Raw genomic sequence first — 25,215 nt, 5'->3', positions numbered from 1 at the left:
ATGGTTCGTATGACTTGCAGCGACCGGCGGCACGTGCCGCCGGTCCTATTGGCGCTCATCGAGCCGTCGTTCGTCGGATTGCCTGTCAAGCAAGGTCGAAGCTCAGATTTCTGGCGGTGAGGATAATGCTGATGCCGCCGCTCCGCTTACACAGCGTACCGCCGTCTCAGGCTCCGTTGCAGGCGGCGCTGTGGGCCTGCGCTGGCTCCCTCGGGCTCGTGTTCGCCTATAGTTGCAGCTATAATCTGCTGCTCTTCGCTCCTGCCATCTATCTGCTTCAGATCTATGATCGGGTTCTGTCGAGCCGGAGCGACCACACGCTTCTGATGCTCACTGTGGTCGTTGCGGTCACGGTCGTTGTCGGAGGAATACTCGACGCACTACGTCGCGCAGTATTGGGACGGCTCGGTGCGTGGCTCGAAGACCGGCTTCGTCCTTCCGTGCTCTCGGCCAGTCTCGAATGCGCCTTCCGGTGTGATCCCGCGCGAGCATCTGAAACGTATCGGAATCTCACCGTTCTGCGTCAGTTCGTTGATTCCCACGCTTCCTTGATGCTGTTTGACGCGCTCTGGGCTCCTCTCTTCCTCTGTGTTCTTTTTCTCGTCCATCCAATACTCGGAGTGATCGGGGCCTGCAGCGTGCTTTTGCTGTTCGGCCTCACCCTTGCCAGCGACCTCTTCACCAAAGATGCGGTTGCCAGGTCCGGCGCAGCATTGTTCAGAAGCCATGGCTGGCTTGCGACGGCCGTCGGCAATGTTGGCTTGATCCGCACCATGGGGATGTTCGACGGCGCCGCGCGCCTGATCTATCAGAACGCCCAGGCCGAACGACGCGAGCACGACGTGGCTCAGCGGCGAAGCGAGATCTTCATGCTCGTCGCCAAGCCGATACGCGCGCTGGCGCCGGTTCTGATCATGGGCGCGGCCGCGTGGCTTGTCCTCGATTACGGGAAAAGTCCCGCGATCATCTTTGCCGCGACACTGCTGTTCAGCCGCGCGCTCGCACCGATCGAGGGCGCGATTGCTGGCTGGAAATCGCTCGAGGCGGCTCTCAGTGCCTATCGGCGGCTCAGGGACATTCTCGCCGCCCTTCCCGCTGCCGTTGACAACACAGACGTTCCGCTGGAGCAACCGAGGAGCGGGCTCATCGTCGAGAATGTTGGCCTCGTGCTGCCGGCGTCCGGCGATTTCCTGCTGAACGACGTCTCGTTCCGTCTCGCGCCTGGAGAATGCCTGAGCATCATCGGTCCATCGGGCTCGGGCAAATCAACACTTGGACAAATCATCGCCGGAATCTCTGCGCCAACGCAGGGACGCGTCCTGCTCGATAACATCGACGTGTCGGTCTTCCGCGAGGCGCGAGGGAGCCGTCACCTGGGATACCTACCGCAAGACATCAATCTGTTTGGAGACACGATAAAGGACATCATTGGTCGGCTGGACGATACCGATCCGCAGAAAATTATCGACGCGGCGAAACTCGCTGGAATTCATGAGACCATCATGAACATGCCCCAGGCGTACGACACCGTTATCCCCGATGGCGGCTTGCTTTTTTCACGGGGGTACCGTCAGCGCCTCGGCCTTGCGCGAGCTTTTTTTGGCGATCCCCGCCTTGTGGTTCTCGACGAGCCAAACGCCAGCCTGGATTACACGGGCGAGCGCGTCCTCGTGGATGCAATCGAACAAATGAAGAGCGCCAACATCACGGTGGTCATTATCACGCACCGAATGGGTATCCTCGCGGCCTCGGACAAGATTGCCATCTTGGAGGACGGCACATTGACCGCGTTCGGTGAGAGCGAGGATATCTTCGAGAGGTATTTGAGCCGGCCCCAAGTCGTATCGCACGCGAACATACCAGCGGAGCCAGTTGTGTCGTGACCTGGAGACGACAAAACACGCAGGTGCTGTCGCCCGCTCTCCTCCTAGAGCGAGCAAAGATATCGCATTTGAAGTTTTTGGGATCTCTTCCGCCGCTTGGCTCCGCCCTCCTCGCGATGTCGAAACGTTATGTCCCCACAATTGGCCCGCGCCGGAAAAAGCCAAGCCATCCTCTATCCTTTCTATATGCGGCGAGCATGCCCGTTCGAGGAAGCCGCGTCACGATTACCGCGATTGACGAATTCGAGCCTCTCGAGTTTGCGTGGTGCTCTGCACCGACGCCGATTTCACCTCGCAGCAGGCTTCGTAGCGTCACCCTGGCAGGCAATCTGCTGGTCATCTGCTTTGTGCTGGGTCTCGGAATATGGTCCGGCTTCGCGCCGCTCGAAAGCGCCGCGATCGCTTCAGGCGTCGTGGAATCGGAGTCGAGCCGCAAGACAATTCAGCACCTCGAGGGCGGTATCGTTCGGGAAATTCTGGTCTCCGACGGCGACGTCGTGCACGACGGGCAGACACTGATCGCGTTGGACGACACCAGGGCCCGGGCCGAGGTGCAGAGCCTTAAGGGCCAGTTGTGGGATGCCGCGGCACGTGAAGCGCGGCTTGAGGCCGAGCAACAGGGGCAAGAGCAGCTATCGTTTCCCGCTGAACTGGAGACGGCACGGAGCGAAAGTGCATCTGCTGCGGCGATCCTTGCAGCGCAGCGGAATATCTTTGAATCGCGCCGACAGGTCTTTCATTCGCAGGCTGCCGTCATTCGCGAAAAGAGGCTACAGGTCGAAAAGGAGATTGAGGGTCTCAAGGCGCAAGAGACCGCAGTTGCGCAGCGGGTGGGTATCGCCCGCGAGGAACTGGAGATGGTGGCCACCCTCGTTAGCAAGGGCCTCGAGCGGCGACCGCGCCTCCTTAGCCTCGAACGGGAGGTGGCCGATATACAGGGCCGCCGGGGCGAGATCGCCGCGCAGATTTCGCGCGCCGGACAAGTGATCAGCGAATCTCACGCGACGCACCTGAAGCTCGAAAGCGATCGGCAACACGAGATCGCACAATCCCTGCGCGAGGCGCAAAACCAGATATTTCAGTTGCGTGAGCGATTGCGGGCAGCCGAGGACCAGCTGTCCAGAACGCAAGTTAAGGCGCGTGAAGACGGCGTGGTCACCGAGCTGCGGGTTCATACCCCCGGCGGCGTGATCGCGGCCGGCGCCCCGCTCATGGATATGGTGCCACGGCAGGACCGCCTGATCGTGATCGCGCGCGTCAGGCCTGAGGACATCGATGTGGTTCATCTTGGACTGAATGCTGATGTGCATCTCCTGCCCTACAATCAGCGCCGCGTACCGCACTTGAAGGGAACAGTGATGCACGTATCCGCCGATCGGCTCACCGACAAGCGGACTGACCAGCCATATTACGCGGCGAAAATCCGTGTGCAGGATCCGCGGATCACCGAGAACGACATCCAGATCATTCCCGGAATGCCCGCACAGGTGTTCATCAAGACCGGAAGCGGCACAGTCGCACTCTACGCGCTGCGGCCTCTGCTCGACACATTTAACAGTGCATTCCGCGAGGATTGAGCGACGCCTAATTATTAACCCGACAACCGACCACTCCAGCGGAGCACCGCCTCGGTGCGATTGCGAGCGGAGCACTTCCGCATGATATGCTGGATGTGCATTTTCACGGTGTTCTCCGAAAGATTCAGTTTTGCGGCGATGAGCTTGTTCGGAAGACCCAGTTCCAACGCTGCGAGCACATGTTGCTCGCGAGGCGTGAAGTCGATGATGGCTTTCTCCATCGCATCTTGCGTGACATCAGCCGCCGGAACCATCGCCAACATCTCGGACCGTTCGGGGCCTGGCGCGCCATTGTGTCCGATGATAGGAAGCGGTCTGTAAACCCCGCCGGCGAGCACGAGACGCAAACCGGCGACAGCGAGTTCAACCGGTGTCGACGTCGGGATGAAACCGCGGACTCCCCGATGCATCGCCGCGAGCGCACTGACTTCGTCATCACGATTTGACAACAGCGCGATCGAAGCATTCGGATGGAAGTCTTCGAGCAGCACAAGATCATCCTCGACGGAGGGATCAACGATGGACTTGTCCCCAATATTGAGCGCCACCAAGCGGACATCTCGTTTCGACACCCAGCCAAGATTGTCTGTCGTCGCCATCTCGACGATGTCGAACCCAGGCAATTCCCGCCTGAGAATGCTGAGAATACAGGTACGCGTCAGAGTCAGAGGCTCGATAATCACCAGGACCGGCAAATGTAGCGATCCATTGAGCCGCTCTACGGAATCCGTTAGGTCGTCCATAAGATCCCCGAGTTTGAAAGAGCGCCCCCGCCCATTCCGCATTCCCAGTGATCGTAACTTCCGTTGCGCCATATGCGCCCGAAGGGCCAGTGTTCGGCTCTCGCCAGTTCATGCTCTACTTGCAAATATTACGATACGCGATCGCGGCCGCTGAATTTGCCTTGCCGTCGACAACGTACGCATCATCATCGTCCACGAGATACAGGAACGGCCTGTCCCCGACGTCGGCACCGGAGGTATTCTTCCCCCTGACGTGGCCGCAAATGGTATCCACGGGCCGCCCGATCATGTTCTTTCTGACAGCCCGTTTCATGTCACTGAACTCCGCGGACGCCGGATCTTCCATCTTCGCTGCGATCGAAATCTTCGCCTTGTTCAGGACGGGATCCGATGCTTCAGCGCTACGATCAGAGACCGAGGTGCTGCCCCTCGTCGGCAAGCTCGCATTTTTGACGAGGTCTTTCTTTCGGCCCGACTTGCCCGCCGATCGTTTTCCTGACTTCACCGCCACCGCAGGCTTCACTGCGGGATTTTTCGCAAGGGGCGTTGATTTCGGCTGCATCGGCGGCGTGACCGCGATGTTGTCGAAACAGCCTTGCGAAGGGCACTCCTGCAAGCTCGCCTGCGATGGCGCAAGCAAGCCATAGCCGACCAAGATTCCGGCCAGCATGCCAATGAAAAGCAGTCCCACGCAATTCCCTCCTCGGGTGCAGGTTTCCGCTCGCGTTTCTTGCACGACTTAATTGTACTGCTGATCCCGTATCTGTCGCCCAAAAGGGTTAAGCGCTCATTAAGCAGGCGTCCTTTGTCAAAGCGCGCTCCCGCATGGTTAACGTTCGTGTATTCGCGCACGCACCGGGGAAAAGTTGTTACGGATTTCGCTCGTTGCCAGCATCGCCACCTCGATTGACGCGTTGGTTCAAACACAAACACAGCCAATGCCGAACCGGGCTTCAGGCGCATTATTCGTTGCGGGTCTTCGCCCCGCATTCCCAAACTAGAGGCACGTTGATCGCACGACGAGAAACGCCGCACGCAACCGTGCGCGTGCAGCAATCGGCGTGTGTGGAGAGACGCCGGCTGCACCTTGTCGAAATGAACTGTCTTCGCGCGGAATCTGCGAATTCGCAGATGACTGACAAAATGGCGCGCTCCGAGAGATTGGAACTCCCGCCTCCCACAGCGATCACAAGGCATACCGCCCCGTTGATCTACGTCAATTAGCTACAATCTGGTCGCGGTTCACTAACGCCGGAACAGTCGGCCAAAAGGCCCTCTGTACTGCTGAATGCAAAACAACCTCATGGGAGGACGTTATGCATCGACTTCGACTGTCGTTAACACTCACCGGACTAGCACTGAGTACCCTGTTGGGCTCGACGGGAATGATCGTTACTAGCGAACCAGCGGGCGCAGTCGTTTACTGCCAATACGTTGGCTATCCACCAAGCTGCGTTGCGCGACCTGGGGTCGTCCTAAGGCCACGCCCTGTAGCACGCGCAGCCGCTCGCGAGGCGGTCCGGCCAGGAACGCCAATGAACCGCGGTGGACCTGTCAACCGTGTTGGACGTCGCTGATACCGGGGACTTAATTCGGCGAAAGAGAGCGGTGAAACCGTACGCTCAAAGTTCGCGATTTTGCTGAGAAATGGCGCGCTCCGAGAGATTCGAACTCCCGACCCTCGGAATCGAAATCCGATGCTCTATCCAGCTGAGCTAGGAGCGCGTGAGGCCGCACAATAGCCAAGCAGCCTCCGAAAGCCAGCCCCAAAACGGGTGTGGAGTTGTATTTTTTTGGCTTTTCGGAACAAGAGCTTACACCCGCAGCGCCGCCACCACGGCATCGAGCCCGTCGGTCAGGGCTGCCGGGCCCGGCTGCAGGATGAGTGGTGACTTGATTTCAATGATGCGGCCATTGCGGACTGCCGGAATCTCGCCCCAGCCCGCCCTCTGACGGATTTTCTCAGGCACGACCTTCTTGCCGCACCACGACGCGAGGATGACATCGGGCTTCGCTGCGATGACGGCCTCGGGCGCGATGATGCGATCCTTGGCGGATTTCTCCTTCGCCAACTGCGGGAAGACATCCTCGCCGCCCGCAATGCCGATCAGCTCCGACACCCAGCCAATGCCGCTGATCAGCGGATCGTCCCACTCCTCGAAATAGACCTTTGGGCGGGCGCCACCATTCGCATTCGCGGCCACCGCTGCAAGCCGCTCTTCAAGCTGCGCCGCAAGACCGTCTGCCTTCGCGGCTTCGCCGATGAGGCCACCAAGTGTGCGGATCATCGCGAGAATGCCGGCAACATCGCGCTGATTGAATACGTGCACCGCCACCCCTGCCCGCACCAGATCGGCAACGATATCCGCCTGCAGATCTGAGAACGCGAGAACGAGATCGGGCTGCAGCGCCATGATCTTCGGAATGTCCGCCGAAATGAATGCCGACACCCGCGGCTTTTCACGGCGCACCTGCGGCGGTCGCACGGCATAGCCCGACACCCCGACGATGCGATCCTGCTCGCCCAACAGATAAAGCGTCTCGACGGTTTCTTCCGTGAGACAGACAATACGGTTGGGAGGAAATGCGCGCATCTGGATATTCCAAAGACGCAACTGTGCGTCGATAGGAACGTGACTACGCCGACGCGGCGCTCATGCCAATCCGTCCGATAGCGGGAATCTTGATTGCGGGCCGCCGGATATCGAGGCCCAGCACCGCGCCAAGAACATTCAGCTCGATGCCTTCAAACCAGCCGACAGTAAGCCCCAGGTAGCCGCCGAGCGTCATGCGTACGCCAGTGCCGGATGGCGTGCGGCCAAACCAAGCACCGTCGTAAGGAAAGTCCTTGCCGATGGCGGTGGGCGGCAACACCGCTTCCATTTCCGGCACCGCATCGATGATTGCAGCGACGAAGGTATTCGAGTTCGGTCCGGGCCACGCGCGATAGTCGCCGAGATTGCGATACTTGTAGCTGTCGATCGCGGCCTGAATTTTCGGGATCAGCTGATCCGCGCGCTCGCCGTCCGCATGAAACACTTCTTCTGGCAACTGCCCAAACCAGCGCCCATCAGCGACGAAGCCGTTGACGCGGATCGGCTCACCCCACGCGGTGTAGTCGTAACGGCTGTAACGCGAGGCGCCCCTCTCCTTGAACACGATCCAGCTGTGAACCGCAACGATGCCACGCCAGCGCACAGTGCGCGCCGCATAGATCCTGACAAGCGCGTCAGGATGCTGAGACGCTTCCGGCAAGACGCCCGCGCTCGAACGGTCCGCGACCTGCCAGTTCGCCGAGGCGCGGTCACTCAGAAAATAAGAGGCTGCGGAAACACCGATGGGACCGAGCAGAAGTGCGAGAAAGGCGATCAGGAGCATTTTCCACGATCTCATCGATGGAGTCTCATTGGACGCGCGCGCTCGCCAGATTCTTATTTGGACGCGTTTTCTTCACGCGAACCGGGAACCACTTCGCTCGAAAACGCTATGAGCGCACCTGCTGACTATCGTGAAACCGCGAAACAATTATGGCGATGATGGTGCCGATCAGTGACCGGATTAACTACCTCGAAAGTCGAATACCTCACCATCATACCCCGCCTCGCGCGGGATACGCAGCTGACGCGTTCCGTCCTCCCGCTTGCTCATTTCAGGCATCACGGTCACCACCGGCGTCGCCCTCGCAAATTCGAGCGCGGCTTTTGCCGTACCGAGCTTGCCGAGCTTGATCAGGTTGCGGATGGTGGGAAACGGCAGCGTGAAGCGGCCGGATGCTGCGCCATCAAGCGCTTCTCGTGGCGAGAGCCAAAGCGAGTCCACTGACTCGTGCCCATCGTGCTTGCCGACGTGATCGTCCGGAGCAAGCGTCAGCAGAAAATGCGTATCGAAACGCTTCGGCAAATTGACCGGCGTGATCCAGTGCGCGAACGGCACCAGCAGATCAATGGCAGGCACCAGACCATGTTGACGCAAGATATCCGCGAAGCTGATCTTGCCTTCATCCAGCGCAACGCGCAGCGGCTCGATATCGGCGAGTTGCGCGGCCGGAATGATCGCGGACGATCCCTTCCCGCGCGCCAGCAAGATGCCGCTTTCCTCGAAGGTCTCGCGGACACCGGCGACGCGGATCGCCACGGTCTCAATATCGAGACCGAAACGATCCGGCACGAGCGCGCCATCAGCCGCGATCAAATCGTCATTGGGATCGAGGCTGCCGCCTGGAAATACCAGCGCGCCGGAAGCGAATTCGATCTCATGGTGCCGTTGCACCATGAAGATCTCCATGCTGTTGCTACGATCGCGCAACAACAGCACGGTGGCGGCGGTTCGCATCGCCTTCTTGTTGTCTGATCCCTGGGAAGGGGTATCGCTCATCCGAGGTTCGCGCGCTTATCGTGCTTCGCAACGCGCGAGAGCAGATAATCCACCTCGCCGCGCGCTGTCGCGCTCATGGCCGATCCCGGCTTGCGCTGGGCATCCGACGTCAGCAGACCGCGCTTCTTCAACACGTATTTGCGGACCGCAAGGCCGACGCCCGGCTGTTGCTCGTAACGGATCAGCGGCAGATGCGCATCGAAGATATCGTGCGCGGCATCACGCTTGCCGGCCTTGGACAGATTGACGACATCGATCAGCAATTCTGGGAATGCGTAGCCGGTCATGGCGCCGTCCGCGCCGCGCTCCATCTCGAAGTCGAGGAATGTTGCGCCGTTGCCGGTCAGGATCGACAGCGGCCGCAGCGAGCCGTCCTTCTGGAAGCCGCGCAGCGCCGAGATCTTCTCCAGTCCCGGCCAGTCCTCATGCTTGAGCATCACGCAGGACGGGCTATCCATCACGATCTTTTTGATGACCGAAGGCGTCATCACGACAGTGAGCGTCAACGGATAATCCTGCAGCACCCATGGTACGTCAGTGCCGATGGCCTCAGTCGCCTGCTTGAAATACGCGAAGATCTGTTCGTCGGTGCGCAGATGCGGCTGCGGCGCGATCATCACGGCGGCCGCGCCCGCGTCCATCGAGGCCAGAGCCAGCGAGCGCATCTGGGCAAAGCCCGGCGCCGAGACGCCGACGATGACCTGCTTGTCCTTGGCGCGCTTGATGAAGCGCTTCGCGACTTCGACTGACTCGTGGCTCTCCATCTTCGGCGCTTCGCCGAGAATGCCGAGCACGGTGACGCCCATGCAGCCCACTTCACCATAGAAATCGGTCAGCCGATCGATCGATTCATAGTCGATGCGGCCATCGTCGAAGAACGGGGTCGGCGCGATGGCAATGGTGCCGCTCGCCTCATGGGTCAGCTTCATGTCGATCAAATCTTTCGTTAATTCGTTAGTTCGTTATTTTTAGAATCTGCGGGCGGCCATCTTATCGCCCTCGTCGAAGAAAATCTCCTTCGCGTGGGTCGCAATATCCTGTGCTTTCCAGGGCCCGCCGGGCTTCCAGCCCTCCATTTCGAGCATTTTCATCTCGCGGACACCGCGCGGCCCGGAGACACCCAGCGTCTTGCCGGTCTGCTCTCCTGACAGGGAACTGACCATGTAGAGCACCGCAGGCGCGATCTCGTCCGGCCCCATGGCGGCACCAGGGTTTTCCTTGTAGCGCGGCAGGTCGGCGGTCATGCGGGTCAGCGCGCCGGGCGCGAGCGTCCACAGCCGGATGTTGTACTTGCGGCCTTCGATGGCGAGCACATTGCTCAGGCCCCAGATGCCGCCCTTGGCCGAACCATAATTGCTCTGGCCGAAATTGCCGATCAGGCCGGAGGTGGACGACGTGTTGACGATAACGCCGCCGCCGTTCTCCCGCATCCATTTGAACACCGGCATGGTGACGCAGAAGGTGCCTTTGAGGTGCACCTTCATCACCTTGTCCCACTGCTCTTCGGTCATCTTGGCGAAGGTGACGTCGAGCAGGATTCCGGCATTGTTGACGAGGATATCGGCGCGGCCGAACTGCTTGATGGCATCATCGAACACCGACTGCCCGCCAGCCATGGTGGAGATATCCGAGGTGTTGGCATAGGCGCGGCCGCCCTCCGCCTTGATCGCCTCGACCACCTTCTGCGCCATCCCCTTGTCGGAGCCGCTGCCGTCGCGAGGCCCGCCGAGGTCGTTGACGACAACTGCCGCACCTTCGCGCGCAAACAGTTTGGCATAAGCCTCACCGAGGCCTCCACCTGCTCCCGTGATGATCGCGACCTTGCCCTCGAGCAGACCCATTGGTGCCTCCAAACTTTTCTTGTGTTGTTGTTAGGCGAGAACGGTCATGCCGTTCCTGATCACCGTGACGCCGCGGCTCTTGACGCGCCCTTCGATGGAAATGACGTTGCCGTCCTTCCAGAGATCGAACGACACAGTCTCTCCCGGGAATACCGGCGAGGAGAACCGCGTGACATGCTGCTTAAACGCCGACGGATCGTAATCGGCGTAAGTTTGCAGCACAGCGCGGCAGCTCAGGCCATAAGTGCACATGCCGTGCAGGATCGGACGATCGAACCCTGCGCGCTTGGCAAACTCCGGATCGCTGTGCAGTGGATTGCGATCGCCACAGAGGCGATAGATCAGTGCCTGATCCGGCCGCGTGGAAATATCCACGGTCATATCGGGTGCACGCTCGGGAATCTTGTGCGGCTCGGGCTGACCGCCGGACGGGCCACCAAAGCCGCCATCGCCGCGCGCGAATTGCGAAGCGATCAACGTCGCAAGCGCCTCACCTGTCTCGTCCCTGAGCACGGTCTTGCGCAGGATCACCGCGCCCTTGTCCTTGCCCTTGTCGAACACGCCGAGGATGCTGGAGTCCGCCGTGATGTTCGCGGTCACCGGCATTGGCTTGTGGAAGGTGATGTCGCGCTCGCCGTCCACCACCATCACACGGTTGACGTCGATGTGTCCCGCGCTGGCGCCCCATGCAGCAACCGACGCGTACGTCGGCACCACCTTCAGTTCGCGCGGCGTGAAGTAGCCCTCGTTGACGAACGAGAGCTCCTTCTGATCCATCGGATCGGCACCCATGCCGATCCCGACCGCGTAGAGCATCACTTCGCGATCGGTCCAGGAATACTTCTGGCCGACATTCTTGAGCGCCATCACCTCATCGTACTTGATCGGCATGTTTCCTCGCGTCTCTTTCTTTTTGCTATTAGCCAACCGGCGTGAAGAACGGCAGCGGCGCGCCATCCGTCGGCTTGAACACCACCTTCACACGCTGACCGATCTTCAAGGCCGTGAGATCGCAGTCGACAAAGTTCGTCAGCAGCGACGGACCTTCATCGAGGGTGACGTAGCCAATTGCATACGGCCCGGTCGGCGACTTGCGCATCAGGCTGTAGCTGTAAATCACACCCTCGCCCTTGCTCTCCTGCCATTCGGTCTTGTCGGAGAAGCACACCGGACAGATCGAACGCGGGAAGTAATGGCGCTCACCGCACGTGGTGCAGTGCTTGATGAGGAGCTTGCCCTGCTTCGCTGCTTCCCAAAATTCTACGGTTTCGGGATTGCCGACTGGGGCTGGATACTTTGGTTTATCGGTCATCACACGCGCTCCAGAACAGCGGTCGAAGCCGCATGACGCACACCAAGCAAGCCGCCGGTGCCATGGACAAGGGCAAGATCGCAGTTCGGCACCTGCACCTTCGGATGCGCCTCACCGCGCAGCTGACGCACCGCCTCGATGATCTTAGTGATGCCGCCGCGATTGATCGGGTGGTTGTTGCAGAGCCCTCCGCCGTCCGTATTCCACGGCAACTTGCCAACGCCCGAGATCAAATTGCCATCGGCGACGAACTTGCCGCCCTCGCCCTTCTTGCAGAAGCCGAGGTCTTCGAGCTGGACCACCACGGTGATGGTGAAGCTGTCATAGATCGACGCGTACTTGATGTCCTTCGGCGTGACGCCGGCTTGGGCAAATGCCGGTGGACCACTCCACACACCTGCGGAATACGTGAGGTCGAGATTGCGGCCGCCGTTCGGACCTTTCAGTGACTCGCCGTGTCCGGTCAGGCGCACCAGCGGACGCTTCAGTGATTTCGCGATCTCCGGCGTCGTCACCACGAGTGCGCCACCGCCATCTGAAACCACACAGCAATCGAGACGATGCAGCGGGTCCGAGATCATCGGTGAGTTGAGCACGTCTTCAACCGTGACCACGTCGCGCAGCATGGCATGCGGATTGTATTGCGCATGATGGGAGGCTGCGACCTTCACCCACGCCAGTTGTTCACTGGTGGTGCCAAAGTCATGCATATGTCGCATGGCGACCATGCCATATGCGTTGTGGGTCGTCGCACCATAAGCTGCTTCGAAATCGAGTTCAGGTCCGGTTGCGCGCGGCGGCATCGGGCCGGTGCGCGGCTTGCCGGCCAGTGTGATAAGCGCGACGGAACATTTGCCCGCGGCAATCGCCTCCGCCGCATGGCCGAGCGCGATGATGTAGGAACAACCGCCGGTTTCGGTGGAGTCGAGATGGCGCAGCTTGAGGCCGAGATAGTCAGCCATCGGCATCACACCGCCCGGTGCATCACCAGCGCAGAAATAGCCGTCCACATCCGCCTTTGTCAGGCCCGCATCCTCCAATGCGCCCTTGGCGCATTCAGCGTGCAGTTGTGCGGTGGATTTGTCAGGTGCGTGCCGGGTTGGGTGTTCGTAGATCCCGGCGATGTAGGCTTTTCCCTTGATGGTCAAACGAAGTCTCCGCTGGCGTGTCTTTTTTCTTCTTCCCAGCAGGATAATTCGCGCGCCAACACGCGCTTGGCAAGCACCTTCAATTTCGCAGGGCGAACGAACGCGCTTTCGCGCGTTCTATTCTGCAGCGATCGGCTGAGGAGCGAGCTCCGGCGGATTGACAAGGTCCTTCGCAAGCTGCTCGTATCGCGCCTTCGCTTTCTTGACCGATGCTTCCTTCACCGGACCGTAGCCACGGATCTGATCCGGCAGCGAGAGCAGTTCGACCGCGATGTCATGGGTCCGCGGCGACAGCAACTTCACCGCCGTGACCACATCCTGCTCGTAGCCCTTGATCAGATCGCGCTCGAGCTTGCGGTCCTCGCTGTGACCGAACGGATCGAAGATCGTCCCGCGCAGGAAGCGAAGCTTCGTGAGCAGACCAAACACCGGCAGCATCCACGCACCGAACGCGCGCTTGCGCGGGCGGCCCGATGCGTCCTTGCCCGGCAGCATCGGCGGCGCAAGATTGAAGCTCATCTTGAAGTTACCGTCGAACTGCTTGTTGACGCTGTCCATGAACTTGCTGTCGGTGAACAGGCGCGCCACTTCGTACTCGTCTTTGTACGCAAGCAGCTTGGCGTAGTTGATGGCCACCGCGCGCGGCACCGCCTCGCCGTAACCGCCATCGAACGCCACTTTGCGCACCTGCTCGACCAAATGAACATAGCGCGCCGCGTAGGCTTCGTTCTGATAGTCGGTCAGAAGCTTGGTGCGATGGGCAATGATCTCGTCGAGCGACATTTGATCCAGAGTCTTCGGCGCTTCAGGCGCATCGCCGCTCATCATCTTCGCAAGACGCGCGGGATCGATCGCCGCGAGACGGCCGAGCCGGAACGCCTGCGTGTTCATCTTGATCGCCACGCCGTTCAACTCGATCGCCTGCTCGATCGCTTCCACGCCAACCGGCAACAATCCCTTCTGATAGGCGTAACCCATCATCATCATGTTGGTGGCGATGGAGTCACCCAGCAGCGCCTCCGCGGGCTTGGTGAAGTCGAGGAATGCCGAATCCTTGTTCAAGGCATTTTCCAACACAAGATTGACCTTGCCACGCTGGAAATCAAAATCGCGGTTCATGATGAAGTCCGCGATCGGAATAAGATGCGTATTGATAACGCCGTGGGTGCGCGACGATTCACAGAGCGACAGCGTCTCCTTGGCAATTGCGACCACTTCGTCAGCCGCAATCAAAAGGTCGGCTGTTCCGGTGACGATGCGCGAGCACGTGACATCAGCCGTGTGCTGCGACAGCCGCACGTGGCTCAACACCGCGCCACCCTTCTGCGCGAGCCCCGACATGTCGAGGATCATGCTGGCTTTGCCTTCGATATGCGCGGCCATGCCGAGCAGCGCGCCAATGGTCAGCACGCCGGTGCCACCGACACCGCCCACGGCGATGTTGTAAGGCCGATCGAGCGACGGCTTTGAGGCCGGCTCCGGCAGCACGCCAAGATCGCCGAGATCGACCGGCGCGCGCTTGCGCAGCGCGCCGCCGTCAATGGTGACGAACGACGGGCAGAAGCCCTTCACGCAGGAATAGTCCTTGTTACAGCTCGACTGATTGATGACGCGCTTGCGACCCAGCTCGGTTTCCAGCGGCTCAACAGAAATACAGTTCGACTGCACCGAGCAATCGCCGCAGCCTTCGCAGACTGCCGGATTGATCATCACGCGCCGTGACGGATCTTCCAGAATGCCCTTCTTGCGGCGGCGGCGCTTTTCAGCGGCGCAGGTCTGCACGAACACGATGGCCGAGCATCCCGGCACCTCGCGCACTGTGCGCATGACCTGGTCGAGCTCATCGCGGTGCGCGAGCTTTGTCCCCGGCGCGATGGTGCTCGCCGGATAGGCGTCGGGATTTTCCGACACCAGGTAAATTTCGCGAATGCCTTCGCTGTGAAGCTGGAACGTGATCTGCTGTGGCGACAGATCGCCGTCATGCTTCTGGCCGCCGGTCATGGCGACGGCGTCGTTGTAGAGGATCTTGTAGGTGATGTTCGCTTTGGACGCGACGGCCTGCCGGATCGCGAGGCTTCCCGAGTGGAAGTAAGTGCCGTCACCGATATTGGCGAATATGTGCTTTTCGTTGGTGAACGGCGCGATGCCGGTCCATGGCACGCCCTCGCCGCCCATATGCGTGAAGGTCTCGGTGTTGCGATCCATCCACAGCGACATGAAGTGACAGCCGATGCCGGCGAGCGCGCGGCTGCCATCCGGCACCTTGGTCGACGTGTTGTGCGGACAGCCCGAGCAAAAATACGGCGTACGGGTCACTGGTGCTACGGCCTGCACCTGTGAGGCCTGCCGCCCGTTGAACCAGTCGGCCTTGGCGCGCAGCATCGAAACGATTTCAGGATTGAGATCGAGCTGCAGCAGGCGCTCGGTCAGCGAGGTCGCCAGTGACGCAACGCTCAGCTCTTCCGCGAACGGCAGGAAGCGCTTGTCGTGCGAGTCCATCTTGCCGACGATGCGCGGACGTACGTCATCGCGCCAGTTGAACAGCTCCTGCTTGACCTGGTTCTCGATGATCTCGCGGCGCTCTTCCACGATCAAGATTTCCTCGAGACCGACGGCGAACTTGCGGACGCCTTCCGGCTCCAGCGGCCATGGCATGCCGATCTTGTAGAGCCGCAGGCCGATCTTCGCGGCCACTTCCTCGGTGATACCGAGTTCGCGCAGCGCCTGACGGATGTCCTCGTAGCTCTTGCCGGACGCCATGATGCCGTAGCGGGCGTTCGGCGAATCCATGGTGATACGGTTGACATTGTTCGCGCGCGCAAATGCGACGGCAGCGAACCCCTTGTAGTCCTGCAGGCGCCGGTCCTGCGCGAAGCGATCATCCGGCCAGCGCAGGTTGAGGCCGCCGGGCGGCATCTCGAAATCGGTTGGAATGATGAAGGGCTTCATTTCGTCGGCGAGATCGATCTCCGCCGTGGTCTCCACAGTTTCGGTGATGACCTTCATGCCGACCCAGCAGCCGGAATAACGCGACATGGCGATGCCGAGCAGCCCCATTTCGATCATCTCGTGGATGCTCGAGGGATAGAGGTAAGGCATCAGCGCGGAGATGAACGCATGGTCCGATTGGTGCGGCACAGTCGACGACTTCGCGCCGTGGTCGTCGCCGGCCAGACACAGCACGCCGCCATTCTTCGCCGAACCCGCCGCGTTGCCGTGGCGGAAGACGTCGCCGCAGCGGTCAACGCCGGGGCCCTTGCCGTACCAGATGCCCACCACGCCATCGTGCTTGGCGCCGGGCGAAAGATTGAGCTGCTGCGATCCCCAGATCGCGGTGGCGGCGAGGTCCTCGTTGACGCCCGGCTGAAACTTGACCCCGTACTGATCAAGATGTTTGCGCGCTGCAAAAAGCTGCTGATCATAACCGCCGAGCGGTGAGCCCCGATAGCCCGTAACAAAAGCCGCCGTATTGAGACCCGCCGCGCGGTCGCGCCGGATCTGCGCCATCGGCAGGCGCACCAGGGCCTGAATGCCGGTTAGAAAAACATGTCCCGAACCCTGGGTATATTTCTGGTCGAGACTAATAGGTCCCTGGTTGATTCCCATTTCAATTTGCCTCTTCGACGGGCTGTTGTTGCGTTTGGACGAGTCCAGTTAGACCAGTCTCCAATTAGAACCAGTCTATGTCGCTTTTCGTTGCGAGTGCATCATAAATCTGTGCGCCAGTGCGTTGTTATCTAACGGCAATTTTACATCGCCCACCCTCGCCCCGATGACGCGTTATGTCGCAATGACGGCTTTCACCGAAACAAACGACATGAATGCCTCTTTTCCAGTGAGGAAGTTGGCGCCCCCCTCAATCTGCAGAATGTTCCGCAAAGCTGCCCCGAGCCACACGCAAGGCTCCGCAGGAACGGTGCCTCGCTCTGGCCATTAGCCTCTGCAAGAAACCGGACAAACGTCATGGCAGGTTGAACCTGGACGTCGAACCCGGTCACCAAGAACCGGACAAACCAAAAAAGTTTGGAGGAAATGCTTATGGCCCTGATTTCGGGAAACAGGTGGGCGTCCGACAAGGACAAACGCGGCTACGCGGACGCGCCTGATATCTACCAGGACTTCCACTTCACTCAGCGCAATAAGCCGCTGAAAGCCATGGTTGGCGTGGCGCTTCTGGTGGGGCTGGCGCTCATCCTGGCGCAGATGCACCCTGCCCCGCACGAGATCCAAAATCCGCCGTCTATTTCCAGCCCAGCCAACTGATCCTGGTCAGGAAGCCAAGGAACAACCCAGCCGCCCCGTGATTGTCCTGTTGTACAACTGGAGGAACGGCTTATGGCAATTGAGCACAACCCCAACGACCCATATCGGACGACTCCGACCAACGAAGAGCTGATCCGGCAGCGCGCCGAACGGCTGGATAACGAGCTTCAGGCCGATCCTGAACTCGCAGAAGGCCCGGCAAGCGGTAGCCGTATCGCCCTGTTTGCGATTGCGGTTGTCGCGATCCTCGGCGTGGTGTTCTACGGGCTGAATAACGGCTCGATGAATCCAAACGACAGGACCGCCCAGGAGACGGCACCCGCTGCGACCAGCCAGCAAACCACGGGCTCGGGCTCAGCGGCGGCTCCGACAGCACCTGCGGCAAAACCGGCACCGGCGCCAGCTCCGGCCGCACCTGCGAAACAGTAAGCGCGCAACTCTCTCTTGCTGAGGCGATCAGGGCGAGCACCAATGCTCGCCCTTTTTGTTTTAAACAGTTCTCGGCGGTCACGCCTTTTTCGCCAACACCCCGTTAATCTCTGCAAACGGAACGCCTTTTCCGAACTCATCGAACGAGCCGTTGTCGGCGATATCACGTGCGGCACGCAAGAACGCACCCCAGGCTGCGCGCGCCAGCGAGCTTCCGACACTAATACGCCGCACGCCGAGATCCGCGAGCTCAGCGACGCTCCATCCCGGCATACCCATCAGCACATTGACTGGCTTTGGCGCTACCGCCTTCACGACTTCCGCAATCTGTTCTTTCGTCTTGAGCGCCGGCGCATAGAGACACTCCGCGCCTGCATCCGCATAGGCAACGAGCCGCTTGATGGTCGCGTCGAGATCAGGCTGCCCGATCAGAAAGCTTTCACAGCGGCCAACCAGCATCACACCGCTTTTGCTGTCGTCGATGGCTTTGCGCGCTGCGCGGATGCGCTCCACTGCAAGCGTCATCTCGTAAAGCGGCTTCGAAGCATCGCCGGTCGTATCCTCGATCGACAATCCGGCAACGCCGGTTGCAACAGCGCGCGTGACGTTGGCGGCGACACCGGCGGGATCATGCGCAAAGCCCGCCTCAAAGTCCGCATTCACCGGCAGATCCGTCGCCTCGCACAGCGTCGTCAGATGCGCGATCACGTCGTCGCACGTCACCTGGTTGTCACGGCGCCCGATCGACCACGCAAAGCCTGCACTTGTGGACGCCAGCGCCTTGAAACCCATGTTTGCGAGCAGACGCGCGCCACCGACATCCCACGGGTTTGGAATGACGAAACATCCGCTCTCATGCAATTTGCGAAATTCCGCCCGCTTCTGTGCGACCGAGACTGACATCCGCCTTCTCCATTTATGTTATCTGCGTTGGCGGAGCCGACGATGCGGCCTGCGCGATGCAAAATCAACCGACACCCGCGTCAGCGTTCCACTTGCCGCAAGAACGTCCGTTTTTCTGCCAAAATGAATCTGTGCTCCCGTGCGAAGTTGAAATTGGCCTTCCCTGCGTCATCCACTTTCAGCCGTGCGCGATAGGTCTCGTAGTCCGCAAGACTGCGGAACGAGATCAGGCCGAATGCGATGTTGTTCGTGCCCTCATGCGGCATCCAATAGCCAAGCAGATCTCCGCCGCATGCCGGAATGATGTCGAGCCACCGCTTCGCATACTCTTCAAATTGCGCATTCTTGAAAGGATCGATCTGGTAGCGAATGAAAACCGTGATCATCGTTCACCTCTCCGACTTTAACGACCCGAACATTACCGCGTTGCCTGTCGTCAATGCTTCGATTAGGATCGAAGTATGAAAGCAGGACCAGACATGACTATGATTGCCGCGCTTGTCGGCGATCCCGCACGTTCCAACATGCTCACCGCGCTGATGAGCGGCCGCGCGCTCACCGCAACCGAGCTCGCGCAGGAAGCCGGCATCACGCCGCAGACCGCGAGTTCGCATCTCGCAAAACTCGAAAGCGGCCGCCTCATCGTCCCTGAGAAACAGGGGCGCCATCGTTACTACCGCCTCAGCGGCCCTGATGTTGCTGCTGTGTTGGAAGGACTGATGGGGCTTGCCGCGCGCGCCGGACATCTGCGCACACGCACCGGCCCATCGGATCCGGAACTGCGCCGTGCCCGTGTCTGCTACGACCATCTTGCGGGTGACTTGGGTGTCCGGATGCTCGACACCATGACGGAGAAGCGCTTCATCCGTCGGAACAAGGGAACAGTCACCCTCACCCCGGATGGCGAGCGCTTCATGGCCGAGTTCGGCATTGATTTACCTGCGCTGGGCGGAACGCGCCGCCCGCTGTGCAAGGACTGTCTCGACTGGAGCGTGCGACGCAGCCACCTCGCAGGCGCGCTAGGCGCGGCCATTCTCGAGCGGTTCTACGAATTGAAATGGGCCAAACGCCGCACCGGAAGCCGCATCGTCGCGTTTACCCCCAAAGGCGAAATGCAGTTCAAGGCGCTGTTCGGCTCGCCTGAGTAATGAATTCCACAGTTGACATCCGGACAGAGAAATTGGCGTAATCCGCCGCGTTTTCCGGCTATTTACCGCTTGATTGCATAGGTGATCGATGTTCCGCGCAGGTTTAATTGCGTTTTTGGCAGTGGCTGTTCCTGTTGCGGCTTCAGCCTACGAGATCAAGCCGAAATCACCTGAGACGGCGTTCTCCGGCAAGTTGCAGCCGGACATCGTCGGGCTGTCGACTGCGACCGAAGGCAGCAAGGCGGCGTCCGTTTTCGAGGCGTATCTGAAGGATCTGCCCGGCGTGAAGCCGGAATCCACGCAGCAGAAATTCGGCAGCACCAACGTGACCTATGTCACGTCGATGAAATTCGCTTCGCCCGCAAGCGGCAATCGCGCCGGCGAGTCAATGCTGGCGATGTTCTCTTCGTCTGCCAGCGCGAACCGCGCCTATTACGTCTCCCGCACCCTTGGCTTTGCCAACGACAAGCAGCTCACCAAATCGGATATGATCCAGCAGGTGATGGCGAAGTATGGCGACAAGCCCACCGCCATTGGTGATGGACGCCTCTACTACTTCTACAAGGGCGGCAAGGTCGTCTCGGTGAAGCAGAAGTACGATCCCGCCTCAGCGATCGAAGCGCTTAACGCGCCGATCAATCCCAAGGCGGCGGTTGCGCTGAACGATGCCAATGGCCGCGGCAGTTGTGTTGCGGTGTTCAAGCACGCGCAGGCCAGCGACAAATCGCTCGGCAAGCTGCTTGATGACGCGAAGGCCGCCAATTGCGACGGCCTCCTTACTGTTGAACTCTCTCCGGGCACTGCGCCGGATCGCGTCGGCAAGGCCGAGTTTACACTCATCGATTTCAAGCAGATCGTCAGCGCAGCCAGGATCGATGCGGACGCGTTTGCTGCGGAGAAAGACGCGGCGGTTAACAGTGCACCGGGCAACGCGCCGAAGCTTTGAAACCAAGGCTTGAAACCAAGGCCCCGCGCGGCCGCCTATACACGTCTTTTGGAGGTCACGGCATTGTCATGGCACCGTGACTCCCGACGCTCTATACGCAGAGCCGCATTGTAAGAAATGCAAGATTCCAGGAGACTTTTATGAACCGCTTTTCCATTGCCGTGTCGGCACTCGCCTCACTGGCATTGCTGTCCTCGGCACACGCGCAGACCTCCCCCGCACCGGCGGCGAAAGAGCCCTACGGCATCGGGCTTGAGGGCTTTGCGTATCCCTATCCTGTGCACATGCTGCCCCTGACCAATGAAGGCGAGCAGGTGCGCATGGCGTATATGGATGTGGCGCCGGCCAACCCGAACGGCCGCACCGTTCTGTTGCTGCATGGGCGCAACTTCCCGTCGAGCTACTGGGCGCCAGTCATCAAGACGCTGACCGACGCAGGCTATCGCGTGGTGGTGCCGGACCAGATCGGCTTCGGCAAATCCTCCAAGCCGACCTTCGACCTGCACTTCGATATTCTCGCGCGCAACACCGTCGCCCTGCTCGATCACTTGCAACTCAAGCAAGTCGATGTCGTCGCCCACTCGCTCGGCGGCATGCTCGGTGTGCGCATCACCCGCGCCTATCCTGATCGCGTATCCAAACTGCTGCTGGTCGCGCCCATCGGCCTGGAGGACTACCGCCTCTACGTGCCGCCGACGCCGACCGAGGCGATCCTGGAGCACGAGGACAAGCTCACCCCGGACGGCTATCGCAAGCAGCTCATCACCAATTATTCGCTGAAGCTGCCGCCGGAGCAGATCACACCGTACGTTGATGCGCGTTTCAACATCAAAGGCGCGGCGGATTATCCCCGCTGGCTGAAGGCCTTTGTCAGCTCGGCACAGATGATCTACCGCGAACCGGTGGCGCATGAGATCCCGCTGATTACGCGGCCGACCCTGTTCATCATGGGCGAGGACGATCACAACGCGCCCGGCAAGCCGAACGCGCCGGAAGCGCTGCGGCCGAAGATGGGCCACAACGCCGACCTTGCTAAGGAATTTGCCGCCAAGATGCCGGATGCGAAAGCCGAAGTGATCCCGAACGTCGGCCACCTCGTATTCATTGAGGCTGCACCGAAATTCAACGAATTGATGCTCGGCTTCCTCGCGAAATAATGCAATGTGAGCGGCGCCAGGTTACGCCAGATTGAAAACAGGAATACCCAATGAAGACGCTAGTCGCAGCGATCCTTCTTGCCACCTTGCTGTTTCAGATCGACGCCGTTCGCGCGGCGCCGCTCGCGCCTCTCTCCATGCCGGCTGACACCATCATCGTGGTGAAGGACGGATGCGGTGTCGGGTTCGAGCGCATACCGGGCGGCGCCTGCCGGCCGCAGGCGAAGGGCCCTGCCCTGATGCGGATATTCGCGCGCAAGTGCCCGCTCGGCTATCGCCGCAACTGGCTGGGCAAATGCCGCCGCGAGTGACGCGGCCCGTTTACAAAAAGACAGACAAAAACAAACCCCGGCTCGAGCCACTCGAACCGGGGTTCATTTTTAAACGGCAGCGCGTGCTTACCAGTGGCGGCGATGCCAACGACGATGGTGGCGACGGCGGTGCCAGTGACGGCGGCGCCAGTAAACCTGCTCGGGCTTGAGATGTTCGACTTCGTTCTGATCGACCACAGCAGGCTCTGCGGGCAATTCGGGTTTGGGGAGCGGACCAGTCATCTGCGATTGGGGAGCGAGCATCGGTGCTGCGTTGGCACTTGCCGCGGCGAGAACACCAGCGCCAGCGGCAAAGCCGAGGGCGAACTTCAGAAAGTTACGACGTTCCATATTCCAATTTCCTCTTCACGTGAGCGAGGTTGCAACACCGCAACTCTTCCGCACCGCCGATGAACGCAGTGTGAATCGTTTTGGTTCCATTCGGAGAACGTGATGCATTGCCTCCACCTTGTGAACGCATGCATATCCCTCATTCGCGGCATGATGATTGCTTTCACACCGATGGAATCGCGAATGTCACATCACGTCGCGGATGTCATTTCTTCTTCATCTGGTTGAGAAGCTCCTGCGCTTGCTTCTGAATGCGCTGCATCTCTGCGTCATCGTCTTCATCAGCGTCTTTGTCAGCGTCTTTGTCCTGTTCGGCCGGAGCAGCTGCAGCATTCACATCGCGGCAGTTGGTCTCAACGCCTTTGACGCGCGAATACTCAACGCCGCCTTTCTTCACTTCCGTGCACAACACCAAATCTGTCGCGCCACCAGGGACTTGCTTGCTGCAGGACACGGTGCCGAATCCGTTCGGCACCGCCATATCGCAGTTCGCATCGCACGCCATTGTCTGGGATGACGGATTTGTAAACGCGACAGTGACAGTGCGTTTGTCATCCGCAAGTTTACAGACCGCCGTTACATCGGCGAAGGCTGGACTGATCGCGAAGACGGCAATCACCATGCCAATGGATTTTCGAATCATGCAGCCCCTCAAAAATTAATTTAGCGTTTCCACTGATTAGTCGTGTGGCGATGCAACAAGGTTCACATCACAACATTTCAAATTCATTCATTCATCATTCATGGATGATAGCGTTTTGTACGTCCGTCACAGCAGGCAAGGCGCTCTTCATACGGACTCCTTGCTGCCATGATTTAAATGGACTCATGGCGCGCGTTTTGATTCGCGCCTCATTTGGAATTGGAAGGGAATCCCATGAAGACATTGTTTGCAGCAGCCCTCTTCGCCGCCACCGTTGTTGGCCTCGGTTCAGCCAGCGCGATGCCGCTCGCTCCCGCTAGCCAGTCGTCTGACGTGATTCATGTTGCACAGGGCTGCGGCCCTGGCTTCGCCCGCGGCCCAATGGGCGCCTGCCGGCCGATGCGCGCTGTCGTGGTTGCTCCGGCTGTGCGCCGCTGCCGCTACTGGGGCCCAGGCCGTCGCGTTTGCCGCACCTGGTGGTGAGCGACTGATATCGCTTAATAAAACCCCGCTTCGGCGGGGTTTTTCTTTTTTGAGGTGAGCTTTTTATTCCACTTCAATCGAAAAATATTTTTGCAGTTGCGATGCAACCTTTTCCAGTTCCGCGCTTGGTAGAGGATGGCCGAAACCAGCATCTCGCGACCCGCCACCCGCTCCCGGACCAGCAAAGCCGCCCATATCATTGAGCGGATCGGCTTGGCGATGGCTGGCGGCTCCTGCGGCTTGTTCGTCGCCGCCCATATGGCCAGTTCGCGCGTCGAGGCCTTCGGCTCGGTCGCACTGGTCTTTGGGCTGATGATCCTCGGCGCTGTCGGCTTCTATCTCGGTATCGATATCCCACCACATAGCACCGCCGGACATACGGCCGGCAATTCAGAACGGACCGATCCGGTTGAGCTGTTCAGCGCCATCGGCACCTTCCTCGCAACGCTCGCTGCATTCCTGTCGGTCTACATCATCGTGTTCGACGCCAATCCATCGACACGCTCCACCATCATCCTCGGCGTCTGCTGGCTGGTGGGTGGCATCATGCAGATCGTCGCCGGCATCAGCGCGCGACGGCATCTATGTTAGTGATGGATCACTCCGCGCTTTCGCGTTCGTAAGCACATTACGATAGCGCCGCCACTCCACATATTTGCGCCGGATTGCGCCCCCAGACTGGCTGTCTGGAGAGACCGAATGACCAAGACAATCCTGACCATTCTGATGCTGTGTGTGACCGGTACTGCGCTGGCCGATGACGTGCGGCCTTCGACCGACGCACGCCCTTCGATGCCCTACACCGGCACGGCGCGCATGGAGAGCGACGGCACCATCATCCTGAACTTGACGGCGACCGCTGACGGCAAGCCCTACGATAGCACAGTCACCTACAAGACCACCGACCGCGGCTACGACACCGTCAAGCGCCACACGGGCTTGAGTCCAGGTGCGACCCGCGAGCTGCGGCCATGGAAGGAATGACGGACTTGGATTAGGCGCTGAAGTTCTCGGACTGCACGAGAATGTCGCGCGTGCGCTTGATATTCGGCCAGTCGCGGTCGAAGTCCCGCACCAGCCGCTTCATCTCCTCGCCCGTGGTCCCGCGGTCGAGCGATTCACGGTCATTGAACTCATACATCGCCGAATGCTGCGACGGATCAACCACGCTCCAGAACCGCCACGCGCGCATGCAGCCGAACGATTTCACCGCATCCGGCAAATGCTCTCGCGAATACCATGCATCGAAAGCCTCACGCTCGGCGGGATCAGGAACGGAGGCACGGACGATGAAAATGTGACGGGGCATGAGATGACTCGCTGAACAGAACGCACAAGCTAAGACACGAGAGCACTGCACTCATGGATAGGTCCCAGAATTTGACCGTTCTTGCCAGCGGACGCGTCGATATTCTTAAGCACTCCACCTGGCGAAGAATCATCAGGCAGAACGGTCAGATCCACTTCGACCGAGTACTGTACCGTAGGATACTCCGCAGTATAACGGACCTTATCCAACCCTGCGTAGCCAGCACGCGGCACATATATGACGTGGATGCCACTTACTTTTCGCCGCAGGCAGTGCACTAGATTAGATTCTACAACTTTCGTGAGCCAAACACCTGCACGTCGCAAACAGACAATCCCGTGCTCCGGGCTCAGATCGAGATTAATTTTCGGAGGATCAATGCCCTCACAATTGC

29 protein-coding genes and 1 tRNA gene are annotated in these 25,215 nt (G+C 59.9%); 12 read left to right on the top strand and 18 right to left on the bottom strand.

What is annotated here, in order from left to right; all coding sequences use genetic code 11:
* Window positions 1-125: 125 nt before the first annotated feature.
* Together ACZ5C3_RS13235 and ACZ5C3_RS13230 are read left to right on the top strand one after the other, a co-directional pair.
* On the top strand, window positions 126-1,883 hold the full coding sequence (locus ACZ5C3_RS13235; protein ID WP_464038099.1) for a type I secretion system permease/ATPase: 1,758 nt from the start codon (window positions 126-128) through the stop codon (window positions 1,881-1,883).
* Window positions 1,884-2,080: 197 nt separating this feature from the next.
* Window positions 2,081-3,460, top strand: coding sequence for an HlyD family type I secretion periplasmic adaptor subunit (locus ACZ5C3_RS13230; RefSeq protein ID WP_464038098.1), 1,380 nt, complete (start codon window positions 2,081-2,083; stop codon window positions 3,458-3,460).
* A 14-nt stretch (window positions 3,461-3,474) separates the two neighbouring features.
* Here ACZ5C3_RS13230 and ACZ5C3_RS13225 read toward each other — a convergent pair whose 3' ends face one another.
* Together ACZ5C3_RS13225 and ACZ5C3_RS13220 are read right to left on the bottom strand one after the other, a co-directional pair.
* Window positions 3,475-4,203, bottom strand: coding sequence for a helix-turn-helix transcriptional regulator (locus ACZ5C3_RS13225; RefSeq protein WP_464038097.1), 729 nt, complete (start codon window positions 4,201-4,203; stop codon window positions 3,475-3,477).
* 115 nt (window positions 4,204-4,318) lie between these two features.
* Entirely contained in the window at window positions 4,319-4,894 is a 576-nt protein-coding gene (locus ACZ5C3_RS13220) for a hypothetical protein (protein ID WP_464038096.1), read from the bottom strand.
* Between the two features lie 625 nt (window positions 4,895-5,519).
* Between ACZ5C3_RS13220 and ACZ5C3_RS13215 the strand changes: the two genes are divergently transcribed.
* Complete coding sequence (locus ACZ5C3_RS13215; protein ID WP_464038095.1) at window positions 5,520-5,780, top strand: hypothetical protein; 261 nt, start codon at window positions 5,520-5,522, stop codon at window positions 5,778-5,780.
* Between the two features lie 71 nt (window positions 5,781-5,851).
* On the opposite strand, the gene ACZ5C3_RS13210 is transcribed toward ACZ5C3_RS13215, so the two are convergent.
* The 10 genes from ACZ5C3_RS13210 to ACZ5C3_RS13165 all read right to left on the bottom strand — a co-directional run bounded on the left by ACZ5C3_RS13210 (window position 5,852) and on the right by ACZ5C3_RS13165 (window position 16,484).
* A tRNA-Arg gene (locus ACZ5C3_RS13210) sits at window positions 5,852-5,928 on the bottom strand.
* 89 nt (window positions 5,929-6,017) lie between these two features.
* On the bottom strand, window positions 6,018-6,797 hold the full coding sequence (locus ACZ5C3_RS13205) for a cobalamin-binding protein (protein WP_464038094.1): 780 nt from the start codon (window positions 6,795-6,797) through the stop codon (window positions 6,018-6,020).
* A gap of 43 nt (window positions 6,798-6,840) precedes the next feature.
* Window positions 6,841-7,581, bottom strand: a complete 741-nt coding sequence (locus ACZ5C3_RS13200) for a DUF3750 domain-containing protein (RefSeq protein WP_464038331.1) — start codon at window positions 7,579-7,581, stop codon at window positions 6,841-6,843.
* A gap of 180 nt (window positions 7,582-7,761) precedes the next feature.
* Window positions 7,762-8,577, bottom strand: a complete 816-nt coding sequence (locus ACZ5C3_RS13195; RefSeq protein ID WP_464038093.1) for an NUDIX hydrolase — start codon at window positions 8,575-8,577, stop codon at window positions 7,762-7,764.
* Entirely contained in the window at window positions 8,574-9,506 is a 933-nt protein-coding gene (locus ACZ5C3_RS13190; RefSeq protein ID WP_464038092.1) for a dihydrodipicolinate synthase family protein, read from the bottom strand. The genes ACZ5C3_RS13195 and ACZ5C3_RS13190 overlap by 4 nt, the downstream gene beginning before the upstream one ends.
* A 39-nt stretch (window positions 9,507-9,545) precedes the next feature.
* Window positions 9,546-10,418, bottom strand: a complete 873-nt coding sequence (locus tag ACZ5C3_RS13185; protein WP_464038091.1) for an SDR family oxidoreductase — start codon at window positions 10,416-10,418, stop codon at window positions 9,546-9,548.
* Window positions 10,419-10,448: 30 nt separating this feature from the next.
* On the bottom strand, window positions 10,449-11,309 hold the full coding sequence (locus tag ACZ5C3_RS13180; protein ID WP_464038090.1) for a MaoC family dehydratase: 861 nt from the start codon (window positions 11,307-11,309) through the stop codon (window positions 10,449-10,451).
* Between the two features lie 28 nt (window positions 11,310-11,337).
* Complete coding sequence (locus tag ACZ5C3_RS13175; protein WP_464038089.1) at window positions 11,338-11,730, bottom strand: Zn-ribbon domain-containing OB-fold protein; 393 nt, start codon at window positions 11,728-11,730, stop codon at window positions 11,338-11,340.
* Window positions 11,730-12,878 carry a thiolase domain-containing protein gene (locus ACZ5C3_RS13170; RefSeq protein ID WP_464038088.1) on the bottom strand — a complete coding sequence of 383 codons (1,149 nt, stop codon included), beginning with the start codon at window positions 12,876-12,878 and terminating at the stop codon, window positions 11,730-11,732. The genes ACZ5C3_RS13175 and ACZ5C3_RS13170 overlap by 1 nt, the downstream gene beginning before the upstream one ends.
* Before the next feature lie 117 nt (window positions 12,879-12,995).
* Complete coding sequence (locus ACZ5C3_RS13165; protein WP_464038087.1) at window positions 12,996-16,484, bottom strand: indolepyruvate ferredoxin oxidoreductase family protein; 3,489 nt, start codon at window positions 16,482-16,484, stop codon at window positions 12,996-12,998.
* Between the two features lie 432 nt (window positions 16,485-16,916).
* Here ACZ5C3_RS13165 and ACZ5C3_RS13160 point away from each other — a divergent pair, with 432 nt between their 5' ends.
* Window positions 16,917-17,141, top strand: coding sequence for a hypothetical protein (locus tag ACZ5C3_RS13160; RefSeq protein WP_464038086.1), 225 nt, complete (start codon window positions 16,917-16,919; stop codon window positions 17,139-17,141).
* 72 nt (window positions 17,142-17,213) lie between these two features.
* Window positions 17,214-17,570 (top strand): hypothetical protein, encoded by a 357-nt coding sequence (locus ACZ5C3_RS13155; protein WP_464038085.1) that lies wholly within the window; start codon window positions 17,214-17,216, stop codon window positions 17,568-17,570.
* Window positions 17,571-17,648: 78 nt separating this feature from the next.
* On the opposite strand, the gene ACZ5C3_RS13150 is transcribed toward ACZ5C3_RS13155, so the two are convergent.
* Together ACZ5C3_RS13150 and ACZ5C3_RS13145 are read right to left on the bottom strand one after the other, a co-directional pair.
* Window positions 17,649-18,473 (bottom strand): isocitrate lyase/PEP mutase family protein, encoded by an 825-nt coding sequence (locus ACZ5C3_RS13150; protein ID WP_464038084.1) that lies wholly within the window; start codon window positions 18,471-18,473, stop codon window positions 17,649-17,651.
* An 80-nt stretch (window positions 18,474-18,553) separates the two neighbouring features.
* Window positions 18,554-18,859 (bottom strand): NIPSNAP family protein, encoded by a 306-nt coding sequence (locus ACZ5C3_RS13145; protein ID WP_464038083.1) that lies wholly within the window; start codon window positions 18,857-18,859, stop codon window positions 18,554-18,556.
* A gap of 75 nt (window positions 18,860-18,934) precedes the next feature.
* Between ACZ5C3_RS13145 and ACZ5C3_RS13140 the strand changes: the two genes are divergently transcribed.
* From ACZ5C3_RS13140 to ACZ5C3_RS13125, 4 genes are all read left to right on the top strand, one after another.
* Window positions 18,935-19,621, top strand: a complete 687-nt coding sequence (locus ACZ5C3_RS13140) for an ArsR/SmtB family transcription factor (RefSeq protein ID WP_464038082.1) — start codon at window positions 18,935-18,937, stop codon at window positions 19,619-19,621.
* Between the two features lie 121 nt (window positions 19,622-19,742).
* The gene (locus tag ACZ5C3_RS13135; protein ID WP_464038081.1) at window positions 19,743-20,567 is read left to right on the top strand and encodes a hypothetical protein; all 825 of its coding nucleotides are present in this window, start codon (window positions 19,743-19,745) and stop codon (window positions 20,565-20,567) included.
* A 140-nt stretch (window positions 20,568-20,707) separates the two neighbouring features.
* A complete protein-coding gene (locus tag ACZ5C3_RS13130; RefSeq protein WP_464038080.1) occupies window positions 20,708-21,724 on the top strand; it encodes an alpha/beta fold hydrolase in 1,017 nt (338 codons plus the stop codon).
* A gap of 50 nt (window positions 21,725-21,774) precedes the next feature.
* Window positions 21,775-22,035 carry a GCG_CRPN prefix-to-repeats domain-containing protein gene (locus tag ACZ5C3_RS13125; RefSeq protein ID WP_464038079.1) on the top strand — a complete coding sequence of 87 codons (261 nt, stop codon included), beginning with the start codon at window positions 21,775-21,777 and terminating at the stop codon, window positions 22,033-22,035.
* An 87-nt stretch (window positions 22,036-22,122) separates the two neighbouring features.
* Here the strand turns inward: ACZ5C3_RS13125 and ACZ5C3_RS13120 are convergent, their stop codons facing one another.
* Entirely contained in the window at window positions 22,123-22,386 is a 264-nt protein-coding gene (locus tag ACZ5C3_RS13120) for a twin-arginine translocation signal domain-containing protein (RefSeq protein WP_464038078.1), read from the bottom strand.
* Window positions 22,387-22,591: 205 nt separating this feature from the next.
* Window positions 22,592-23,029 (bottom strand): hypothetical protein, encoded by a 438-nt coding sequence (locus ACZ5C3_RS13115; RefSeq protein WP_464038077.1) that lies wholly within the window; start codon window positions 23,027-23,029, stop codon window positions 22,592-22,594.
* 234 nt (window positions 23,030-23,263) lie between these two features.
* Here ACZ5C3_RS13115 and ACZ5C3_RS13110 point away from each other — a divergent pair, with 234 nt between their 5' ends.
* Entirely contained in the window at window positions 23,264-23,512 is a 249-nt protein-coding gene (locus tag ACZ5C3_RS13110) for a GCG_CRPN prefix-to-repeats domain-containing protein (RefSeq protein WP_464038076.1), read from the top strand.
* Window positions 23,513-23,575: 63 nt separating this feature from the next.
* On the opposite strand, the gene ACZ5C3_RS13105 is transcribed toward ACZ5C3_RS13110, so the two are convergent.
* On the bottom strand, window positions 23,576-23,770 hold the full coding sequence (locus ACZ5C3_RS13105; protein WP_464038075.1) for a hypothetical protein: 195 nt from the start codon (window positions 23,768-23,770) through the stop codon (window positions 23,576-23,578).
* On the opposite strand from ACZ5C3_RS13105, the gene ACZ5C3_RS13100 reads away from it, so the two are divergent.
* Window positions 23,771-24,103: a hypothetical protein gene (locus ACZ5C3_RS13100; protein WP_464038074.1), complete on the top strand. Its 333-nt coding sequence runs from the start codon at window positions 23,771-23,773 to the stop codon at window positions 24,101-24,103. It abuts the gene before it with no gap.
* Window positions 24,104-24,211: 108 nt separating this feature from the next.
* Complete coding sequence (locus tag ACZ5C3_RS13095; RefSeq protein WP_464038073.1) at window positions 24,212-24,496, top strand: hypothetical protein; 285 nt, start codon at window positions 24,212-24,214, stop codon at window positions 24,494-24,496.
* Between the two features lie 10 nt (window positions 24,497-24,506).
* Here ACZ5C3_RS13095 and ACZ5C3_RS13090 read toward each other — a convergent pair whose 3' ends face one another.
* Window positions 24,507-24,821, bottom strand: a complete 315-nt coding sequence (locus tag ACZ5C3_RS13090; protein WP_464038072.1) for a hypothetical protein — start codon at window positions 24,819-24,821, stop codon at window positions 24,507-24,509.
* Window positions 24,822-25,215 lie beyond the last annotated feature (394 nt).

It is taken from the genome of Afipia dichlorophenoxyacetatis (assembly GCF_055386385.1).
This window is presented reverse-complemented; position numbering and strand designations above follow the sequence as displayed.

What these genes read in the sequence shown, in the direction of transcription:
- ACZ5C3_RS13235 (WP_464038099.1), top strand. Translation starts at nt 126, where the DNA reads ATGCTGATGCCGCCGCTCCGCTTACACAGCGTACCGCCGTCTCAGGCT.
- ACZ5C3_RS13230 (WP_464038098.1), top strand. Translation starts at nt 2,081, where the DNA reads ATGCCCGTTCGAGGAAGCCGCGTCACGATTACCGCGATTGACGAATTC.
- ACZ5C3_RS13225 (WP_464038097.1), bottom strand. Translation starts at nt 4,203, where the DNA reads ATGGACGACCTAACGGATTCCGTAGAGCGGCTCAATGGATCGCTACAT.
- ACZ5C3_RS13215 (WP_464038095.1), top strand. Translation starts at nt 5,520, where the DNA reads ATGCATCGACTTCGACTGTCGTTAACACTCACCGGACTAGCACTGAGT.
- ACZ5C3_RS13205 (WP_464038094.1), bottom strand. Translation starts at nt 6,797, where the DNA reads ATGCGCGCATTTCCTCCCAACCGTATTGTCTGTCTCACGGAAGAAACC.
- ACZ5C3_RS13200 (WP_464038331.1), bottom strand. Translation starts at nt 7,581, where the DNA reads ATGCTCCTGATCGCCTTTCTCGCACTTCTGCTCGGTCCCATCGGTGTT.
- ACZ5C3_RS13195 (WP_464038093.1), bottom strand. Translation starts at nt 8,577, where the DNA reads ATGAGCGATACCCCTTCCCAGGGATCAGACAACAAGAAGGCGATGCGA.
- ACZ5C3_RS13190 (WP_464038092.1), bottom strand. Translation starts at nt 9,506, where the DNA reads ATGAAGCTGACCCATGAGGCGAGCGGCACCATTGCCATCGCGCCGACC.
- ACZ5C3_RS13185 (WP_464038091.1), bottom strand. Translation starts at nt 10,418, where the DNA reads ATGGGTCTGCTCGAGGGCAAGGTCGCGATCATCACGGGAGCAGGTGGA.
- ACZ5C3_RS13180 (WP_464038090.1), bottom strand. Translation starts at nt 11,309, where the DNA reads ATGCCGATCAAGTACGATGAGGTGATGGCGCTCAAGAATGTCGGCCAG.
- ACZ5C3_RS13175 (WP_464038089.1), bottom strand. Translation starts at nt 11,730, where the DNA reads ATGACCGATAAACCAAAGTATCCAGCCCCAGTCGGCAATCCCGAAACC.
- ACZ5C3_RS13165 (WP_464038087.1), bottom strand. Translation starts at nt 16,484, where the DNA reads ATGGGAATCAACCAGGGACCTATTAGTCTCGACCAGAAATATACCCAG.
- ACZ5C3_RS13160 (WP_464038086.1), top strand. Translation starts at nt 16,917, where the DNA reads ATGGCCCTGATTTCGGGAAACAGGTGGGCGTCCGACAAGGACAAACGC.
- ACZ5C3_RS13155 (WP_464038085.1), top strand. Translation starts at nt 17,214, where the DNA reads ATGGCAATTGAGCACAACCCCAACGACCCATATCGGACGACTCCGACC.
- ACZ5C3_RS13150 (WP_464038084.1), bottom strand. Translation starts at nt 18,473, where the DNA reads ATGTCAGTCTCGGTCGCACAGAAGCGGGCGGAATTTCGCAAATTGCAT.
- ACZ5C3_RS13145 (WP_464038083.1), bottom strand. Translation starts at nt 18,859, where the DNA reads ATGATCACGGTTTTCATTCGCTACCAGATCGATCCTTTCAAGAATGCG.
- ACZ5C3_RS13140 (WP_464038082.1), top strand. Translation starts at nt 18,935, where the DNA reads ATGAAAGCAGGACCAGACATGACTATGATTGCCGCGCTTGTCGGCGAT.
- ACZ5C3_RS13130 (WP_464038080.1), top strand. Translation starts at nt 20,708, where the DNA reads ATGAACCGCTTTTCCATTGCCGTGTCGGCACTCGCCTCACTGGCATTG.
- ACZ5C3_RS13125 (WP_464038079.1), top strand. Translation starts at nt 21,775, where the DNA reads ATGAAGACGCTAGTCGCAGCGATCCTTCTTGCCACCTTGCTGTTTCAG.
- ACZ5C3_RS13120 (WP_464038078.1), bottom strand. Translation starts at nt 22,386, where the DNA reads ATGGAACGTCGTAACTTTCTGAAGTTCGCCCTCGGCTTTGCCGCTGGC.
- ACZ5C3_RS13115 (WP_464038077.1), bottom strand. Translation starts at nt 23,029, where the DNA reads ATGATTCGAAAATCCATTGGCATGGTGATTGCCGTCTTCGCGATCAGT.
- ACZ5C3_RS13110 (WP_464038076.1), top strand. Translation starts at nt 23,264, where the DNA reads ATGAAGACATTGTTTGCAGCAGCCCTCTTCGCCGCCACCGTTGTTGGC.
- ACZ5C3_RS13105 (WP_464038075.1), bottom strand. Translation starts at nt 23,770, where the DNA reads ATGGGCGGCGACGAACAAGCCGCAGGAGCCGCCAGCCATCGCCAAGCC.
- ACZ5C3_RS13100 (WP_464038074.1), top strand. Translation starts at nt 23,771, where the DNA reads ATGGCCAGTTCGCGCGTCGAGGCCTTCGGCTCGGTCGCACTGGTCTTT.
- ACZ5C3_RS13095 (WP_464038073.1), top strand. Translation starts at nt 24,212, where the DNA reads ATGACCAAGACAATCCTGACCATTCTGATGCTGTGTGTGACCGGTACT.
- ACZ5C3_RS13090 (WP_464038072.1), bottom strand. Translation starts at nt 24,821, where the DNA reads ATGCCCCGTCACATTTTCATCGTCCGTGCCTCCGTTCCTGATCCCGCC.